Origin of the sequence: Exiguobacterium sp. s56 (assembly GCF_018618255.1) — a bacterium.
Classification (GTDB): Bacteria; Bacillota; Bacilli; order Exiguobacteriales; family Exiguobacteriaceae; genus Exiguobacterium; species Exiguobacterium chiriqhucha.
Genome location: NZ_JACSLR010000002.1, coordinates 65,083 through 82,312, shown reverse-complemented (window position 1 = coordinate 82,312; position 17,230 = coordinate 65,083). Strand labels below are relative to the sequence as shown.

Annotated in this window: 21 protein-coding genes; 15 read left to right on the top strand and 6 right to left on the bottom strand. The window is 50.9% G+C overall.

Going from position 1 to position 17,230, the window contains the following annotated elements; all coding sequences use genetic code 11:
* Positions 1-82: 82 nt before the first annotated feature.
* Both KNP71_RS03350 and KNP71_RS03345 read left to right on the top strand, forming a co-directional pair.
* Positions 83-361 (top strand): hypothetical protein, encoded by a 279-nt coding sequence (locus KNP71_RS03350; protein ID WP_131471218.1) that lies wholly within the window; start codon positions 83-85, stop codon positions 359-361.
* Positions 358-843 (top strand): hypothetical protein, encoded by a 486-nt coding sequence (locus KNP71_RS03345; RefSeq protein ID WP_214756571.1) that lies wholly within the window; start codon positions 358-360, stop codon positions 841-843. Before KNP71_RS03350 ends, KNP71_RS03345 begins: the two co-directional genes overlap by 4 nt.
* A gap of 23 nt (positions 844-866) precedes the next feature.
* Here the strand turns inward: KNP71_RS03345 and KNP71_RS03340 are convergent, their stop codons facing one another.
* Positions 867-1,415, bottom strand: coding sequence for a DUF4256 domain-containing protein (locus KNP71_RS03340; protein WP_214830008.1), 549 nt, complete (start codon positions 1,413-1,415; stop codon positions 867-869).
* An 89-nt stretch (positions 1,416-1,504) separates the two neighbouring features.
* Between KNP71_RS03340 and KNP71_RS03335 the strand changes: the two genes are divergently transcribed.
* A complete protein-coding gene (locus tag KNP71_RS03335) occupies positions 1,505-2,320 on the top strand; it encodes a hypothetical protein (protein WP_058763819.1) in 816 nt (271 codons plus the stop codon).
* Positions 2,310-2,837 carry a hypothetical protein gene (locus KNP71_RS03330; RefSeq protein ID WP_058763817.1) on the top strand — a complete coding sequence of 176 codons (528 nt, stop codon included), beginning with the start codon at positions 2,310-2,312 and terminating at the stop codon, positions 2,835-2,837. The genes KNP71_RS03335 and KNP71_RS03330 overlap by 11 nt, the downstream gene beginning before the upstream one ends.
* A gap of 55 nt (positions 2,838-2,892) precedes the next feature.
* Here KNP71_RS03330 and KNP71_RS03325 read toward each other — a convergent pair whose 3' ends face one another.
* On the bottom strand, positions 2,893-4,053 hold the full coding sequence (locus tag KNP71_RS03325) for an MFS transporter (protein WP_214830005.1): 1,161 nt from the start codon (positions 4,051-4,053) through the stop codon (positions 2,893-2,895).
* A gap of 142 nt (positions 4,054-4,195) precedes the next feature.
* Here KNP71_RS03325 and KNP71_RS03320 point away from each other — a divergent pair, with 142 nt between their 5' ends.
* On the top strand, positions 4,196-4,744 hold the full coding sequence (locus KNP71_RS03320; RefSeq protein WP_131471215.1) for a GNAT family N-acetyltransferase: 549 nt from the start codon (positions 4,196-4,198) through the stop codon (positions 4,742-4,744).
* Here the strand turns inward: KNP71_RS03320 and KNP71_RS03315 are convergent, their stop codons facing one another.
* Positions 4,745-5,140 carry a hypothetical protein gene (locus KNP71_RS03315; RefSeq protein ID WP_214830002.1) on the bottom strand — a complete coding sequence of 132 codons (396 nt, stop codon included), beginning with the start codon at positions 5,138-5,140 and terminating at the stop codon, positions 4,745-4,747.
* A gap of 62 nt (positions 5,141-5,202) precedes the next feature.
* Positions 5,203-6,201, bottom strand: a complete 999-nt coding sequence (locus KNP71_RS03310; RefSeq protein ID WP_131471213.1) for a site-specific integrase — start codon at positions 6,199-6,201, stop codon at positions 5,203-5,205.
* A 102-nt stretch (positions 6,202-6,303) separates the two neighbouring features.
* On the opposite strand from KNP71_RS03310, the gene hflX reads away from it, so the two are divergent.
* The 5 genes from hflX (at position 6,304) to KNP71_RS03285 (ending at position 11,987) form a co-directional block, all read left to right on the top strand.
* On the top strand, positions 6,304-7,548 hold the full coding sequence (gene hflX, locus KNP71_RS03305; RefSeq protein WP_131471212.1) for a GTPase HflX: 1,245 nt from the start codon (positions 6,304-6,306) through the stop codon (positions 7,546-7,548).
* Between the two features lie 7 nt (positions 7,549-7,555).
* A complete protein-coding gene (locus KNP71_RS03300; protein WP_058764531.1) occupies positions 7,556-8,851 on the top strand; it encodes a methionine gamma-lyase family protein in 1,296 nt (431 codons plus the stop codon).
* Positions 8,852-8,944: 93 nt separating this feature from the next.
* A complete protein-coding gene (locus KNP71_RS03295) occupies positions 8,945-9,343 on the top strand; it encodes a MerR family transcriptional regulator (protein WP_029595347.1) in 399 nt (132 codons plus the stop codon).
* Between the two features lie 46 nt (positions 9,344-9,389).
* On the top strand, positions 9,390-10,730 hold the full coding sequence (gene glnA, locus KNP71_RS03290) for a type I glutamate--ammonia ligase (RefSeq protein WP_021067592.1): 1,341 nt from the start codon (positions 9,390-9,392) through the stop codon (positions 10,728-10,730).
* Between the two features lie 156 nt (positions 10,731-10,886).
* Entirely contained in the window at positions 10,887-11,987 is a 1,101-nt protein-coding gene (locus tag KNP71_RS03285; protein ID WP_214829999.1) for a DNA alkylation repair protein, read from the top strand.
* Positions 11,988-12,074: 87 nt separating this feature from the next.
* On the opposite strand, the gene KNP71_RS03280 is transcribed toward KNP71_RS03285, so the two are convergent.
* Entirely contained in the window at positions 12,075-12,515 is a 441-nt protein-coding gene (locus KNP71_RS03280; protein WP_214714758.1) for a metal-binding protein, read from the bottom strand.
* Positions 12,515-13,135 carry a transcriptional repressor LexA gene (lexA, locus tag KNP71_RS03275; protein ID WP_021067589.1) on the bottom strand — a complete coding sequence of 207 codons (621 nt, stop codon included), beginning with the start codon at positions 13,133-13,135 and terminating at the stop codon, positions 12,515-12,517. The genes KNP71_RS03280 and lexA overlap by 1 nt, the downstream gene beginning before the upstream one ends.
* Positions 13,136-13,340: 205 nt before the next feature.
* Here lexA and KNP71_RS03270 point away from each other — a divergent pair, with 205 nt between their 5' ends.
* From KNP71_RS03270 to KNP71_RS03250, 5 genes are all read left to right on the top strand, one after another.
* Positions 13,341-13,577, top strand: a complete 237-nt coding sequence (locus KNP71_RS03270) for a hypothetical protein (RefSeq protein WP_214756573.1) — start codon at positions 13,341-13,343, stop codon at positions 13,575-13,577.
* Between the two features lie 72 nt (positions 13,578-13,649).
* Positions 13,650-14,294, top strand: a complete 645-nt coding sequence (locus KNP71_RS03265) for a YneB family resolvase-like protein (RefSeq protein ID WP_021067587.1) — start codon at positions 13,650-13,652, stop codon at positions 14,292-14,294.
* Between the two features lie 60 nt (positions 14,295-14,354).
* Positions 14,355-14,588, top strand: coding sequence for a DUF896 domain-containing protein (locus KNP71_RS03260; protein ID WP_021067586.1), 234 nt, complete (start codon positions 14,355-14,357; stop codon positions 14,586-14,588).
* Positions 14,589-14,786: 198 nt separating this feature from the next.
* On the top strand, positions 14,787-16,778 hold the full coding sequence (tkt, locus tag KNP71_RS03255) for a transketolase (RefSeq protein ID WP_029595351.1): 1,992 nt from the start codon (positions 14,787-14,789) through the stop codon (positions 16,776-16,778).
* A gap of 123 nt (positions 16,779-16,901) precedes the next feature.
* The gene (locus KNP71_RS03250; protein ID WP_021067584.1) at positions 16,902-17,132 is read left to right on the top strand and encodes a YneF family protein; all 231 of its coding nucleotides are present in this window, start codon (positions 16,902-16,904) and stop codon (positions 17,130-17,132) included.
* Positions 17,133-17,230 lie beyond the last annotated feature (98 nt).

Sequence of the window (17,230 nt, the reverse complement as noted above, 5' to 3'; positions counted from 1 at the left end):
AAACTTTGAACAGGAGAGTACTCGGATTTCACTATTTTTTATTTCAACTACCGAGTTTATATAAAAAGGAGTAACAAGAAAGATGTTAGTAATTGATTTATTTTCAATCAGCGGTTTAGGCATCATTTTATCTACCGCCGGCATGTATTTGTTATTTAAACCGAAACAGTCCGTCTCAGTGCAAGATGCGACCGTGGATAGTATCGTAGGAACGATTTTGCTCCATGTCATCTTAGTCTGCATGACAACGAAGCACTTAGGAGCGCTTCTGTTGCTCATTGGGATAGGGATGGGAATAGGACTTTACATAGCATTGTATGATGCTATTATTCTTTACATAAGTGAGATGAGGAAAAGATGATAGATTATAGCCGAAGTTCAGTTGCGGGATCATTTCTGACAGCAGAAGAATTCTCGATTCTGACGATTTCTCCGCTGTTTATTATTAATGTTGTAATTGGGATTGGGATTTTAATCGTCATATGTATCATCGACGTGGAGTCGTGGAAAGACTTTTTCTTATTTTTAGGGATGACGATTTGGGCATCGATTTTCGTATCAGTTTATGTCATGGCGTGGTACATCCGAATTAAGTACGATACGTCGCCAGATTTTTCGGCAACGTTTGGTCTGGATTCCTTCCCTGGATGGGGTGTTCTACTTTCTCAAATGATGGAAGAGCCGAACCTCACACAAAGTTTGATAGCAAATGCATTATTCTTGTTTTTCACACGCAAGTTGAACGACTGGTTCATGTGGCCATTCAAAGTGTTATCCATTTTATTTGTCAGTCTATTTTTCGTCAAGTATGTCCCCATCGTCTTCAATTGGCTCTTCACATAAAAAAGCAAGGCACGTGGCCCTGCTTAGAGGATGAACATTCCGCGGAATCCTCGGGCCGCATAATACGAATCGGCGCCATTATGATAGACGAAGATCTGGTTGTAGCGCCGGTCGCAGAATAAGGCTCCGCCTTTTTGACGAATCGATTCCGGGGTGACAATCCAGCTCGACGTCTTCAAGTCGAACGTACCGAGCGTCTGCAGATAGCGATACGTTGCTTCGTCGAGTAGTTCGATACCCATCTCTTCAGCCAACTCGACGGCACTCCCCACCGGTTTGTTCTTCTTTCGCGCCGCTAACGCCGCATCGTCATAGCATAGGCTACGTCGACCACTCGGACTTTCAACCGAACAGTCACAGAAGACATGCTCCCCGTTCGGAAGTCGAATCACATCGGGTTCGCCGCCGGTCCGTTCCATTTCGGAGAGCGCGGCGAGTTTACGGTCGTCCGCTTGAAGACGAGTCAAGATGTCGGGCCAGGTGAGATCTTGATGTCGTTCGGGGTTGGTGGTAAAGCGCGCTTCGAGAGTTTTCAACAACTCGGTTGTTTCTTCGTGTGAAAGGGTGGACATCATCAATCACTCCATTCCAAGGTTTCTTTCAGTATACGACATCACTTGTGATCGATTCAGCACACTGTTCATGGAAAGGGGAATGCCAATTGAATTTCGATGCCTTAGATGTTCAGCATCTACATGCGCAGACGTTCCGGACGATTGATTTGTTCTTGCTCAAATCTATTTGGTCAGACGTTTTGCCGCTCGGTTCTTATCGCGTGATTGACTATGGTGAGCTAGATTTGGAACTTACCAAACCACAATTACTTCAGCTTCGATGGATTGATTTGACGTTACCGATTGGCATCTATTCGAATGAAAAACTAGTCTTTTTGTATAATTCGTATCATCGCAAATTATATACAGAAAAAGTTGTGTCCATCGAGCTAGCCGGACACGATGTTTCTTTCCTCGATTTTTTATTGGCACACAGTCAGACGTTTCATGACCCTGATTCATACTCTCTGAAAATGGAGGATATGTACGGCCTCTCACCGGACAGCCAATGGAGAGAGTTCGGGTTACCGGAAGTGAAGGCCCCTGCGGCATTCATTGCGGACTTATTAATCGCACTCGGTGTTACGTCATTCCAAGTCGTCTTATCCAAAAATAAACTGTTATCCGATTTTGAGTCTTGGGCGAAGCGGACGGGAAGCGATCATGCAATTGAATCTAGTGGGAAATGGACGTGGTCGAAGACGTATAAGGTGAGTTGTGATGTCTCCCGACAACCAGAACAAGCTGTTCATCAACTTGTGTCACTCCTGGAACATGATGAAGAGTGGGAAGGCATTCGATTCCTCATCCCGACCGAGACAGAAACCGTCTCATTGTTCATTGGAGGCGATTTGACGCAAGGATATGGCTACGGTGTGTTTCAGTATAAACATCCGGGAGAGGTGGTTTCCAATGAGATTTGAAGATTTGTTCTTGTATGACGGGATGATGCACGTGTTTGCTTTCAATTATGACCTCGGACCTAAGACTCTGACGTTCAATCTACAGCTCTTCGACCACCCTAGGAAACGGAACGTCTCTTTCCGTGAGCGGCTCGAGGCGAATGGGATTCCTCCGCAAAGCGAGATGGTGAACGTGAAGCTCCGCTTTGAAGACATCATATACATGGAAGTCATCGATGAATCGTATACCGATGGAGTGGTGATCACGCCTCATGACAAGTTTGAAGGAAATCAAATCGTTCGTTATACAAAGTCAGGCTATCTCGATCAACTCCAAGAAACACGTTTTCAGTTGTGGGAGTACATCAAACCGGACGTCGCTACATTTTGCCACTATCGGATATACGGATTGGACACGGTCCTCGAAATCATCACGATGTCGGACCCGACTGTCGAGGCGGCGATTGGGTTAAAATGTATCCGTCGGGGGAGCCCAACCATCTATTTTGGTGGGAAGCATTACTACGAGCAATCTTAAAAAGTCCACATATCATCAAACAGGCGCCCTCTCTGACCGAGAAGGCGCCTTCTTATTAAGCTGATTGAATCACATCGTCCGTCAAATCGATTTGCCGACCGAGCCAGACGAGCGGAACGGTCAACGCTGCGCCAATCAAATAGACGATGGCGATCGGTAATCCGTCCGCGAGCATTCCAAACGTCAGGCTGCCGATGCTGAAGGCGAGGGTGTAGGCCGTCTGTTGGACGCTATAGACGTACGGAAGTTGCGAGACAGGTGACGTTTCTTGGAGCACCGTGTTCGTTTGGATGATACGGAGTTGGGTGGCGTATCCTTGAACTGCGAGCGCGATGAGCGCGAATGCGATATGAGACGTCACGCCGAACAACAAGGCAGCCCCGACCGACAGTAGGGAGCTGACAGCAAGTGAACTGGTCCGTTGAGCGCGATACAAGTATGCACTGGCCAGAATCATGCTGATCAAGTAGCTCGCGTTCATCGTCCCCCACCAGCCCGTATCGATGTAGAGGTGTCGTTCCAGATAGACGAGCAAAAGCGCCGAAATCCAGAGCGTGCTGACGAAAGACTCGAACGTGACGAATACCGTGATTAATCGAGCATGAGGTACTGTTCGCACGATGGCGAGGCTGTCTCTAAGGGAAATGTCTGATTCACCATCTTCTACCGTCACGTCGCGGTCGAGTGAACGGACGAAGCGAAGCGTGACGAGCGTCGAGAGCATGAATAACATCAACGCGACGGTCAAGGCAATCGCGCTTGAAAACGAAGCGACGACCATCGTACCGAGCGGCCACATCGCCAGCTGGATGAACTGATTCGACCCTTGGACGAGACTGTTCGCTTGTTGGCGATTCGTCGTCAGCCGGGGGATGAACGACGCTTGGACCGGACGGGCGAACCCATCCAAGAAGGCGATGAGCACGACGAGGCCGAGGACGAGAATCGACTCCGACCAAATGACGGCCCCGAGCAAGGTCGTCTTCAACAGTTGCGTGACGAGCAGCGTCTGACCGAGGGTGAACCGAGATAAGACGCGGGCAAAGAACAGACCGCTCACGGTCATGCCGATCGTGACGGCAATCGGGAAACTGGCCGCAGCCAGGGCGGAACCGGTCTGTTGATATAACAAAGCGATCAAGGCGACGATATAAAGCACGTCACCAATATTGGCCAGCCATTGACTGACCAGCAGCAGGTAAAACGACTTCATCATGACTCTCCTCCAGAACTATTCAATTTTGGGTGGATGACATGATGTCGAATTACATACTTTCACCGCTTTCAAATTATTTACAAATAGTTTACGATAAAATCATTAAGAGTACAATAATTGGAAAGTAAACGGGGGAAACGACATGTTACGCTATGACATCAACGACCAGCTTCAACTACGAATGTTCACCATTGATGACGCAGAGGCGTTGTTCCAATTGACGATGGCGTCGAAGCCATACCTTCGCGAGTGGCTCGGTTGGCTAGATTATACGGAGACGGTCGACGATTCGCGGCAAAATATCGAAGGGCGGATTAAAGGATTGATGGAGACGGGCGGCTATCCGAAGTCGTTTGCGATCGTGTATCGGGGTGAGCTCGCCGGGACGATCGGCTTCAACGACATCGACCGAGGCATCAAGTGTGGGACGGTCGGCTATTGGCTCGGCCAAGAGTTTCAAGGCAAAGGCGTTATGAGTCAAGCGCTCGAGACGGTCATCGATTACGGGTTCCGTGACTTGAAACTCGATAAAATCGAGATTCGGGTCGCAACCGGGAATGTGAAGAGCCGGGCCTTGCCGGAACGGTTCGGTTTCCTCGAAGAAGGGGTGCTTCGCAACGCGGAGTGGCTATATGACCGCTACGTCGACCACGTCGTATACGGCTTGTTGCGAAATGAGTGGGCCCACTGACTACAGCGTTTTGAAATGATGGCCAAGCAGTTGGTCGACCGCATAGAAAATGAAGGCGCTCGACACGCCAAGTAACGATGCGAGGTTGAATATACCTCTCTCGAAGATGGATGGATCGAATAACAGTCCATATGGGACCACGAACAACCAGCCAGCAATCAGATGGAACACGAAAGACGTCACCCGTTTCGAACGGAATGGCGTCTTTTGGCTTATATACTCGGACAGTATAGAGGTGAACGTCCCGTAGATGAACACGATGGGGATCGCATAGAGCAAATAGACGGCCACGCTCGGTCCATATGACAAATCGAGCGCGTAGGGAAAGAAGAGCGGCAACACGAAAGGAATAATGAATAGACTGATGAGAGCAGATTGGATTTTTTGAAAAAACACGGTACGCCCACCTTTCGGATCATCAAGTAAAAAAAGCCGTCACCTGCAAAGATGACGACGGGTTACGGGGTGACGCCCCCTGATTCATAGAGCGTTGCGCCGAACTCCGCATACGCCTGCTCATAGCGCCGGAGCGATGACTCTTTATGCATACACGTCACGTTCATCCGTTCAAGTGACGTCATGTCGGTCGCATACGTCTTCAAGACGTGGGCGTTCCGGAGCATCGACGGTGTGACCGAACGGCTGAGACCGCTGCGTTCGTTCAATTGGCGCATCATCTTCGTGATCATGACAATCGTCAGCTGTTTCGGCTGGTTCTTCGCATACACCCAACGGAACGTCATCCGGGAGAAGTCGAACGAGACGAAGACGGGATCGTCCGAATACCAACGTGGACGGACCGGCGTCGGGATGTCAGCCAAATAGTTCATGAGGAGCGTCTGGTCCTCTTGACTGAGTTTCAACGTGAACCGGTTGCCGAGACGGTCATAGACGTCGAACTCATGGCTCGCGAGATGCAGGTCGTTCATCCGGAGGCGGATGATATGATGCACCCGGAGTCCATATTTATAGAACAACGTGACGATCAGCTCGTTCCGATTGACGAGATACGGATGCGCCTGAAGCTGGTTCTCACTCAGCCCGCTTGTCGAACGGATCGTCCGAACGAGCTTGCTGAACTCGGTCGGCAAGGCAATCTGGTCGACGGTGAGCGTATGAGCCGGTTGGGCATAGGCGAGCATCTTTTTCCGGAGCGGATTCAAGAAGACGGTCAGGCTATTGATGACGGTGACGATTCGGGCGACCGTCGCCTGTTGGTATTGCTTCTCTTCGATGAGGAAGTCGTTGACGAACGTCTTCCACGATTCGAGCGGGACGGCAAGCCACGCCTCCGGGGCATCGAGCTCGACGTTATGGTCATGAAAGTATTTGTGCACATCGATCAAGTCGTACCGATAGCGTTTCAGCGTCGACGGTTGACGGCCGCTTGCGCCGAGATGGAACAAGTACGCCTCGATATATTCAGGCAATGGATACTCTTTTCTACGTTTCGTCATGGACGTTCCTCCTTCTCCTCATATCGTACCACAAACGGACGTTCTCCATTCGCCGTTTCGTGGTAAGATGGAGGATGAGACTTATAGGAATGAGGGATTTTTATGCAACGAGAGAAAGTCATTATCGTCGGATGTCAATTACCAACTGTCGACGATTGGACATATGAACAATCGATGGGGGAACTCGTCGAATTGGTCGATACGGCACGAGGTGAGGTCGTCGCCCGTCTCGATCAGAAACGGCAACAAGTCGACCGCCGCACGTTCATCGGGAAAGGGAAGGTCGAGGAGCTCGCGGTGCTCATCGAACAGTTCGAGCCGGACATCGTCATCTTCAACGCCGAGCTGTCGCCAGCCCAGTCGAAGAACATCCGCATCTCGCTGAACGACCCGGACGAGATGAAACTGATTGACCGAACGCAATTGATTCTAGACATCTTTGCCGGACGGGCCCAATCGAAAGAAGGGAAACTCCAAGTCGAACTCGCCCAAATGAACTACCTGCTCCCGCGTTTAATCGGACAAGGCACGCAACTGTCACGTCTCGGTGGCGGAATCGGGACACGGGGACCGGGTGAAACGAAACTCGAGTCGGACCGCCGGCACATCAAGCGCCGCATCGATGAGATTAAGAAAAATCTCGAAGGCACCGTCGCGCACCGTGACCGTTACCGCGAACGTCGGAAAGAGAACCGTGTGTTCCAAGTCGCGCTCGTCGGATATACGAACGCCGGAAAATCAACGATTTTCAACCGCTTGACGGACGCCGATACGTACGAACAGGACGAATTGTTCGCGACGCTCGATCCGCTCACGCGTGAGCTCGAATTGCCGCGCGGCGGAAAAGTGCTCATCACGGATACGGTCGGATTTATTCGCGACTTGCCGACGAAACTCGTCGCCGCGTTCCGCTCGACGCTCGAGGAAGTGCTCGGGGCTGACCTCGTCTTGCACGTCATTGACGCGTCAAACCCGCATTACATGAACCAAATCGACACGACCAACTCGGTCTTGACGGAACTCGGCGCGAGTGAGTTGCCGCAGCTCGAGGTATACAATAAGAAAGACCGGTTGACCGAAGACTTCGTTGGCGGACCGCTCGTCATCTCGGCGCTCGACTCGAACGATATCGAGACGCTCATCGGCGCGATCGAAGATAAGATTGCTGATGTGTTGACGAAAGTACACGTCATCTTGCCGGTCCGCTCGTTCGAGCATTACCATCCGGCCAAAGATTCGATGTATCGTCTCGAGGAGAAGTTCCTCGATGACGGTTCGGTCGAACTCGTTGGATATATGAGAGAAGACACGCGTCTATATGCGACGCTGAAACAATTTGAGGTGTGAAACAATGATGTGGCAAGAAAAGATTGCGTATTATGATGAATTGGCCCCGTTCGTGACCGAGGCGGAAGCGCGGGTAAAACCATATTTTGAAACGATCGAGGCGACAGCGGAGTTCAACCAATACCGTGTCCTCGAGTCGTTTAAGAAGCATAAAGTGTCGGACTTTCATTTCAATCCGACGACCGGGTACGGCTATGACGATATTGGACGCGACACGCTCGAATCGATTTATGCTGACGTGTTCGGGGCGGACCTCGCCCTATGCCGCCCGCAAATCATCTCTGGGACGCACGCCATCGGGATCGCCTTGTTCGGTGTGTTGTTGCCAGGGGATGAACTGCTTTATATTACCGGCAAGCCGTACGACACGCTCGAAGAGATTGTCGGGATTCGGGGAGACGGCCGTGGGTCGCTCAAAGAACTTGGTGTCGGCTACGACACGGTCGAGTTGAAAGACGACCAGATCGATGTCGAGACCGTCATCGCACGGATTCGCCCTGAGACGAAGCTCGTCGGCATCCAGCGCTCGAAAGGTTACGCCAACCGACGCAGCATTCCGGTCCAAGAAATCGGGGAGGCAATCGCGAAAATCAAAGCGGCACACCCGCACGTCTTCGTCTTCGTCGACAACTGTTACGGTGAGTTCGTCGAGACGATTGAACCGACCCACGTCGGGGCTGATCTCATGGCCGGCTCACTCATCAAAAACCCGGGTGGCGGCTTGGCGAAGACGGGTGGCTATATCGCCGGGACGAAAGAACTCGTCGAACGCTGCTCGTTCCGCATGACGACACCTGGCATCGGAAGCGAGGCCGGTCCGTCACTCTATTCGCTCCAAGAGATGTATCAAGGGTTTTATATGGCGCCGCACACAGTCGCCCAAGCGTTGAAAGGGGCGCACTTGACGGCGAGCCTGCTCGGATTGCTCGGTTTCGAGACCGACCCGCATTATACGACGCCCCGGACCGATTTGATTCAATCGGTGACGTTCCGCGACCGCGACAAGATGATTGCGTTCTGTCAGAGCATCCAGATGGCGTCGCCGGTCAATGCGCATGCGTTGCCGGTACCGGCCTATATGCCGGGGTATGAGGATGACGTTATCATGGCAGCCGGGACGTTCATTCAAGGCTCGTCGATTGAATTGTCGGCCGACGGTCCGCTCCGCGCGCCTTACACGGCCTACGTTCAAGGCGGATTAACTTACGCCCACGTCAAGGTCGCGCTCATGCTTGCCTTGAGCCAATTGCGGACGAAAGAGCTCGTCACATTTGACCGTGACAATATCTCACAGAAGTTGTAACCGAAATGTCATGTTAACTTTCTTAACATCTATTGACAGGTAAGTTGTCATGTATTATTCTCACAGTGTGAGACAGAAAAGGAGGGGTAAGAGATGGCCGATCAATTTCGTCGCTCCAACCCGTTGTTTCCGATTGGAATCGTTCAAGATTTGACCCAGCTGACAGGTAGGCAGATTCGGTACTATGAAGAACAGGGTCTGATTTCGCCTAGTCGGACGGAATCGAAACGACGGCTCTATTCCTTTAATGATGTCGAACGTCTACTCACGATCAAGGATTTTATCGATCAAGGCTTCAATTTGGCGGCGATTCGTCATATGCTCGATAACAGCGACGCTAAAGACGCGGAATCACTAAAGGCGCCGGTCGATGAAGCACCGAAGATCTCTGAACAAGAGTTACACAAATTATTGAAAACACAGCTTCAAGAAGCTGGCCGTTTCAATAAGACGTCGCTCATTCAAGGTGAGCTGTCACGTTTTTATCGATGACGCCAGTACACTAACCATTACACAATGTGAGAGGGGACATTTCACCATGGCCAGAAAAACGTTCACGAAAGAAGACATCAAACGCATCGCACAAGAAGAGGACGTACGCTTTATTCGTCTTCAATTCACGGATATCCTCGGTACGATTAAAAACGTCGAGGTTCCGATCAGCCAATTGGACAAAGCACTTGATAACAAGATGATGTTCGATGGTTCTTCAATCGAAGGGTTCGTACGCATCGAGGAATCAGACATGAACCTCTATCCAGACCTTGACACATGGGTTGTCTTCCCGTGGACAGACGGCAGCGGTAAAGTCGCTCGCTTGATTTGTGATATTTATACTCCGGACGGAAAACCGTTCAGCGGTGACCCGCGCGGCAATTTGAAGCGTAACCTCGAGCGCATGCAGAAGCTCGGTTTCACAGCATTCAACGTCGGACCAGAGCCTGAGTTCTTCCTCTTCAAGAAAGACTTGAACGGCCAACCGACACTCGAACTTAACGACCAAGGCGGTTACTTCGACTTGGCACCGGTCGACCTCGGCGAGAACTGCCGTAAAGAGATCGTCATCGAGCTCGAAAACATGGGCTTCGAAATCGAAGCATCACACCACGAAGTCGCACCAGGTCAGCACGAGATCGACTTCAAATACGCAGATGCGGTCACGACGGCTGATAACATCCAAACGTTCAAACTCGTCGTCAAGACGATTGCAGCGAAATATGGTCTTCACGCGACGTTCATGCCGAAGCCGCTCTTCGGTGTCAACGGTTCAGGGATGCACGCCAACATGTCGCTCTTCAAAGGTGACACGAACGTCTTCTACGATCCGAACGGCGAAATGGAACTCTCTGACACGGCTCGCGCCTTCACGGCAGGGATTCTCGAGCATGCCCGTGCATTCACGGCTGTTTGTAACCCGACTGTTAACTCGTACAAGCGTCTCGTTCCTGGTTATGAAGCACCTTGCTACGTAGCATGGAGCGCGCGCAACCGTTCACCACTCGTTCGTGTACCAGCGGCCCGTGGTCTCTCGACTCGAATCGAAGTACGTTCGGTCGACCCGGCAGCAAACCCGTACCTCGCTTTGGCCACACTATTGGCTGCAGGTCTCGATGGAATTGAGAAAGACATGACAGCACCGAAGCCAATCGACAGCAACATCTACGTCATGGACAAGCCAGAACGTGTTGCTAACGGGATTGACGATCTTCCGGCTACGCTCTTCGACGCGCTCGAAGTACTCCGTACTGACAAAGTCGTCATGGAATCGCTTGGCGAGCATATCGGTGAGCACTTCCTCGAGTTGAAAGAAATCGAGTGGGATATGTTCCGCACGCAAGTGACGGAGTGGGAACGCGATCAGTACATGACGCTCTACTAAGTAGATGAACTGGGGACGTTAACCCTACCAATCAGAGTCCTGAAGGAGTCTTCGCAAGAAGAACTCCTTCAGGACTCTTTTTCTATCGTTCTATATAATGAGGAAGAATGTATGGCTGGATGAGCGGACTAGACGAAACTGAAGGAGATGGAAGACGTGGCCACACCGTTGAAAGAGGTATATCATGAGGATTTTTTGCTAGGATTTGGACGACGTATTCAATCCGTTTACCCATCGTTTGATATACAAGCATTTGTCGCATCGATTGTAGATGAGTCATGGGAAGCGTTAGCGCTGAAAGGGCGTATGCGCCGTATTTCGACAAAGCTCGGGGAGTACTTACCTCAAAACTACGAGTCAGCTATAGATGTATTGGTTGAAATTGCAGACGATTGTGTCGGCTTTCCATATTTATTTTTTCCCGACTTCGTAGAAGTGTATGGACAGGCGGAAGAACATTGGGAACGCTCGATGTCAGCACTCGAACTCTTCACGCAGAAATCGTCTTCTGAATTCGCAATCAGACCTTTTCTGCTTCGTGATTCGACGCGAGTAATGGATCGCATGATGGCATGGGCCAAGCATCCGAATGAGCATGTGCGAAGATTGGCAAGTGAAGGCTGTCGTCCTCGTCTTCCGTGGGCGGAGTCATTACCGATGTTCAGAGAAAATCCAGCTCCAGTGTTGGCAGTTTTAGAGTTATTAAAAGAAGACCCATCATTATATGTAAGGAAAAGTGTCGCCAACAATCTCAACGATATCTCGAAAGATCACCCGGAAGCCGTGCTCGAAGTCTCGCGTCGATGGCAAGGCGAACATCCTCATACCGACTGGGTCATCAGACATGCGTGCCGAACGTTAATTAAATCCGCACACCCGGACGCGTTAACTTTGTTTGGTTATACGCAAGAAACGGATTTGACCGTCAACTCATCGATTACTATACATCCGAATGTGCTCAGCATAGGTGAGGCGTGCGAGATTCAGTATGATTTGTCGATTCGTCCAGGAGATGCCGCCTATATTCGGGTCGAATACGCCATCGATTTCATAAAAGCGAACGGGAAAGCGAGTCGTAAAGCATTTCTGCTAGCGAACAAACTCGTCCCCGGGGGTGCGCGACTTGTAGCGAACAGGATGCACAGTTGGGCAGATTTGACGACTCGTCGGCATTATTCAGGGGAGCATCGTGTCGTTTTGCTGGTCAATGGACGAGAAGTGGCAGAACATCATGTCATGTTGCATAAAAGTTATTGAGCTTCTATATAATAAACAGTTCAAAAAGGGCAACCCAGTCTCTACTAGACGGGTTGCCCTTTTAGGTGTATGGCATAAATGTTTGGCTTAAAAGGCACGTTTGAAGAACGTGGACGCATAATCGAGCGTCGTATGTAACGTCGTCGCGAAGACGAGTCCGAAGAAACATGCGGCCCCGTTTAGGTCGAGCCATGATCTGGCAGCTTCCTCATACGGCGTGAACGTGAGCACGAGCGTGAGCGGGAAGCCAAGATAGATGACCCGGATCAGATCGCTCAAGAGCGGCAAATGCGAGAATAACGACCGATGGGGCATAATCTTCACGTAAGGGAGCCAAAAGCCTCGGAGTGGTCCCCATCGATAATAGGCGTCCGACTTTAAGTCAAGGTCCGGGGAGAGCCAGAACGTCCCGATTAGGGCGCCGAATAGGAACATGGTCGGAACATCGATGTCAATAAAAGGCGTGGCAATCGCAAGAGCACCGATTGCCACGAGATTCGTACGGGTATGTGTCTTGCCACTAGCCATTAGTGAATCGTGCGGTATACACCGATGACCTTCCCTAAAATCGACACGTTATCGAAATACATCGCTTCGAGCTCGTCGTTCTCTGGTTGAAGACGGACTTTCGAAGCTTCTTTATAAATCCGCTTCACCGTCGCTTCGCCTTCATCCGTCATGGCGACGACAATCTCTCCATTGTCGGCCGTGTTCTGTTGGCGGACGAGGACACGGTCCCCGTCCAAGATGCCGGCGTTAATCATCGAGTCTCCCGATACCGAGAGCATGTAGACGTTGTCGGAACCGACGACGTGGGCCGGGAGCGGGAAGTGCTCTTCCACATTCTCGATCGCCGTGATCGGCGTACCGGCCGTGACTTTTCCGATGACCGGCACGTACATGACGGCATCATGGTCTTCCACGACTGACATCTCTTCATCTAAAATTTCGATGGCACGTGGCTTCGTCTTGTCACGTCGAATCAATCCACGCTTCTCTAGACGGTCTAAGTGGCCGTGGACGGTCGAGCTCGATGCGAGTCCGACTGCCTCTCCGATTTCACGAACGGAAGGTGGATACCCTTTCGCCCGGACCTCGGCTTTTATAAAATCAAGAATCTGTTGTTGTCTTGCTGACATTTTTTTCAATGGATTTCACCTCGATTATGTCGAATAACCTGCGAACGCATCCTATTCTTTATGGGTTTAGTTTAACACAAGAACACATGAGCGCACAAACATTCGTTCGTTTTTTTCTACTTGACCGAACAGAAGTTCTTGTTTTATGATGAGAACAGATAAACGAACAGACGTTCTCGAGAACGTGTATTCTTATTCCTAGGAGGTAATCGTTATGAGAGACACAATCAATGGAATCATTTTAGTCGGCATGTTGGCACTTGGAATGTTCGCGTTTTATATGGTCGGGGAAATGCGCCACGATGTCGAAGTCGTCGCGACCGAACCAGTAATCGAGCATAGCATCGAAGAAGAAGTCGCCTTGACGGAGGCCGAGTCGCTCGAGGCACAGCTTCTCGCTGAACGCGCTGAGAAAGAAGACGACAAGACGACGTGGTTCGCCGCCGAATAATCTTTTCTGATTGCGAACAGCCCCCGAACCTGTGTATCGTAGAGGGCGAATGGAAAGAAAGGAAGTGACGGGATGCGAGTCGTCATTTATTGTCGCGTGTCGACGAACAAGTCCACGCAAGAGACGTCACTCGGTCGCCAAGCGGACGAACTGACGCGGATGGCGAAACGTCTTGACGCTGAAATCGTCGATGTGATCAGTGAGCAAGAGAGTGGGTATGAGGTCAATCGGACGGGGTTGCTCGATTTGTTGGAGCACGTCTCGACATCTAATCTCGATGCCGTGCTCGTGAGCGATGACAGCCGCCTCGGACGAGGGAACGCGAAAATCGCCATCTTGCATACGCTCATGAAACATAACGTCCGCTTGTTGACGATGCAATCGTCCGATGAATACGTCGTCTCGGATGCCGAGAAGATGGTGCTTGAAATCGTCAGTGTCGTCGAGGAATACCAGCGTAAAATCCATAATGCGAAAATCTCACGCGGCATGCGTCGGGCGGTCGCGAACGGGTTCAACCCGCACCGCAACATCCAACATCACGATCAAGGCGGTCGGAGCCGAATCGAAGTGCCGATCGAAGAAATTGTCCAACTGCGCGAGCGCGGACTGACGTTCGCTGAAATTGCCGCCACGCTACGTGGTTTTGGCTATGAGGTGTCGAAAGCGACCGTGAACCGTCGTTATTTGGAGCACGTATCAGTGCCAGAAACTTGATTCCTGCTCGCTGATTTTGTACAGTAGAAGAACAAATTCAGTAGAGAGGGGGCGAGCCTGATGCTAGCACCTGAACAGTTGGAGCGAATCAATTTTCTCGCCAACAAAGCCAAGACAGATGGACTGTCATCAGAAGAGATGGACGAGCAGCAAGCGCTGCGCCAACAATATTTGCAAGCGTTCCGCCAATCATTCAAATCGCAAATGATGGGGATGAAGGTCGTCGATCCGGACGGGAACGACGTAACGCCTGAAAAATTGAAAGACGAGCAGAAACGACATCGCTCGGAGTGACCACGAATGCACATCCTATTTCATATAGGGTGTGCATGTTTGTTATACGCGAACGGCGATCAGGAGGACTTAATGGACTGATTTTGGACGAAAGGAAGTAAACGATTCCATCTAATGTGTTATACTAATTAATTAGTTGTGACACACGAATGAGTATGCTAAAATATGACGGGTAGAAACTTTGTAACAACAGAGAGGATGAAATTAGTGGAAACAACTACTAAAGAATTATTAGCGATTAACTCGATTCGGACGCTCTCGATTGATGCGGTCCAAAAAGCGAACTCTGGTCACCCGGGGATGCCGATGGGTGCGGCTCCGATGGCGTTCACACTTTGGACGGATAAGATGCGTCACAACCCGAAAAACCCGAACTGGTTCAACCGCGATCGGTTCGTTCTTTCAGCGGGACACGGTTCGATGCTCTTGTACTCGCTTCTTCACTTATCTGGTTACGACCTTTCACTCGACGATCTCAAATCGTTCCGTCAAATGGATTCGAAGACGCCTGGACACCCAGAGTACCGTCACACGGCTGGTGTCGACGCGACGACTGGACCGCTCGGCCAAGGGATTGCCATGGCAGTCGGTATGGCGATGGCTGAAAAACATTTGGAAGCGACTTACAACCGTGATGAGTTCAAAGTGGTTGACCACTTCACATACGGGATTTGCGGAGACGGTGACTTGATGGAAGGCGTGTCGGCAGAAGCTGCCTCACTCGCTGGTCACTTGAAACTCGGAAAGCTCGTCGTCCTTTATGATTCAAACGACATCTCACTCGATGGCGACCTTCACAAGTCGTTCTCAGAAAGCGTCGAAGATCGTTTCAACGCTTACGGCTGGCAAGTGATTCGCGTTGAAGATGGCACGGACATCGATACAATCGCGAAAGCAATCGACGAAGCGAAGGCGGAAACGTCGAAACCGACCCTCATCGAAGTGAAGACGGTCATCGGTTTCGGTTCACCGAACAAGTCAGGGAAATCGGCCTCACACGGCGCGCCGCTCGGCGAAGCTGAAATCGAACTCACGAAGCAGTTCTATAAGTGGGAAGGCGAAAACTTCTACGTACCGACCGAAGTGTACGACTTGTTCAACGAGAAAGTCGTTGAGCCAGGTGCCAAAGCGGAAGCGGACTGGAACGAACTCGTCGCGGCTTACAAGTCGTCACACCCTGAACTCGGTGCACAGTTCGAGCGTGCAGTGAACAATGAGCTCCCAGAAGGTTGGGACAGCGAGTTGCCGACGTTCGAAATCGGTTCGAAGAAAGCGACACGTCAAACGAGCGGTGAAGTATTGAACGCAATCGCTAAAGCGGTGCCGACACTCTTCGGTGGTTCGGCTGACCTCGCAGGCTCGAACAACACGATGATTAAAGGTGCTGCAGACTTCGATGAAGATCCAGCAGGCCGCAACATCTGGTTCGGCGTCCGTGAATTCGCAATGGCAGCTGCCGTCAACGGTATGGCACTCCACGGTGGTGTCCTTCCTTACGGCGCGACATTCTTCGTCTTCTCAGACTATTTGCGTCCAGCGGTACGACTCGCGGCCCTCATGGGAATCCCATCGACGTTCGTCTTGACACACGATTCAATCGCGGTCGGCGAAGACGGCCCGACACACGAACCGGTCGAGCACTTGATGAGCTTCCGTGCGATGCCAAACTTGTCTGTTCTCCGTCCGGCTGACGGAAAAGAGACGATTGCGGCTTGGAAGCAAGCAATCACAACGAAATCATCACCATCACTTCTCGTCTTGACGCGTCAAGCGTTGCCAGAACTCGAAGGCACGTCGATTGAAGAAGCGGCTAAAGGTGGCTACGTCGTCGCCGGTAACTCGAGCGAGGCGGACGTCCTCCTTCTCGGTACAGGTTCTGAAGTACACGTCCTCGTCGAAGCTCGCGAAGCACTCGCGGCTGACGGCGTGAACGCGGCTGTCGTCTCGATGCCTTCGTGGGAATTGTTCGAAGCACAGTCAGCAGAATACAAAGAATCGGTCCTTCCTTCGTCAATCACGAAGCGTGTCTCGCTTGAAGCGGGCGCGACACTCGGCTGGTACAAATACGTCGGATTCGGCGGTAAAGTACTCGGAATCGACAAGTTCGGTGCCTCTGCCCCTGGGGATCTCCTCATGAAAGAATATGGCATGTCGGTCGACAACGTCGTCGCTGCTGTCAAATCACTTTAATCGCTTACTATCAGTGGTGGCCCGGAGTTTTGGGTCACCACTTTTTTTACAGACGACTAGCGAATTAGCGTAATATAGTGTATAGTAAAAAACGATGTTTCATATGGTAGAGGAGGTTAAGCCTTGAGTACATTATTCTGGATTCTTCTGATCGTGGCAGCACTAATCGGGGGTATTGCGATCGGTTTCTTTATCGCTCGTAAATACATGATGAACTACCTCGAACAGAACCCACCGATCAACGAAGATATGATTCGTACATTGATGATGCAAATGGGTCAAAAGCCGTCACAGAAGAAAGTCAACCAAGTGATGCGCGCCATGAACGTTCAAATGAAGAACGAAAAGAAATAAACTGGATCGACCGAAGCACTTTGCGCCCGCAAAGTGCTTTTTGTATCCATTTTTTGTTAGACAATCGAACAAACTTTCGCTAATCTAAAAGAATAGTC

Bases quoted from the DNA above. Each gene is read 5' to 3' on its own strand.
- KNP71_RS03295 (WP_029595347.1), top strand. From the start codon at position 8,945: ATGGCCGATCAATTTCGTCGCTCCAACCCGTTGTTTCCGATTGGAATC.
- KNP71_RS03265 (WP_021067587.1), top strand. From the start codon at position 13,650: ATGCGAGTCGTCATTTATTGTCGCGTGTCGACGAACAAGTCCACGCAA.
- KNP71_RS03280 (WP_214714758.1), bottom strand. From the start codon at position 12,515: ATGGCTAGTGGCAAGACACATACCCGTACGAATCTCGTGGCAATCGGT.
- KNP71_RS03310 (WP_131471213.1), bottom strand. From the start codon at position 6,201: ATGACGAAACGTAGAAAAGAGTATCCATTGCCTGAATATATCGAGGCG.
- hflX (WP_131471212.1), top strand. From the start codon at position 6,304: ATGCAACGAGAGAAAGTCATTATCGTCGGATGTCAATTACCAACTGTC.
- KNP71_RS03300 (WP_058764531.1), top strand. From the start codon at position 7,556: ATGTGGCAAGAAAAGATTGCGTATTATGATGAATTGGCCCCGTTCGTG.
- KNP71_RS03260 (WP_021067586.1), top strand. From the start codon at position 14,355: ATGCTAGCACCTGAACAGTTGGAGCGAATCAATTTTCTCGCCAACAAA.
- KNP71_RS03330 (WP_058763817.1), top strand. From the start codon at position 2,310: ATGAGATTTGAAGATTTGTTCTTGTATGACGGGATGATGCACGTGTTT.
- KNP71_RS03340 (WP_214830008.1), bottom strand. From the start codon at position 1,415: ATGTCCACCCTTTCACACGAAGAAACAACCGAGTTGTTGAAAACTCTC.
- tkt (WP_029595351.1), top strand. From the start codon at position 14,787: ATGAAATTAGTGGAAACAACTACTAAAGAATTATTAGCGATTAACTCG.
- KNP71_RS03345 (WP_214756571.1), top strand. From the start codon at position 358: ATGATAGATTATAGCCGAAGTTCAGTTGCGGGATCATTTCTGACAGCA.
- KNP71_RS03350 (WP_131471218.1), top strand. From the start codon at position 83: ATGTTAGTAATTGATTTATTTTCAATCAGCGGTTTAGGCATCATTTTA.
- KNP71_RS03320 (WP_131471215.1), top strand. From the start codon at position 4,196: ATGTTACGCTATGACATCAACGACCAGCTTCAACTACGAATGTTCACC.
- KNP71_RS03270 (WP_214756573.1), top strand. From the start codon at position 13,341: ATGAGAGACACAATCAATGGAATCATTTTAGTCGGCATGTTGGCACTT.
- glnA (WP_021067592.1), top strand. From the start codon at position 9,390: ATGGCCAGAAAAACGTTCACGAAAGAAGACATCAAACGCATCGCACAA.
- KNP71_RS03325 (WP_214830005.1), bottom strand. From the start codon at position 4,053: ATGATGAAGTCGTTTTACCTGCTGCTGGTCAGTCAATGGCTGGCCAAT.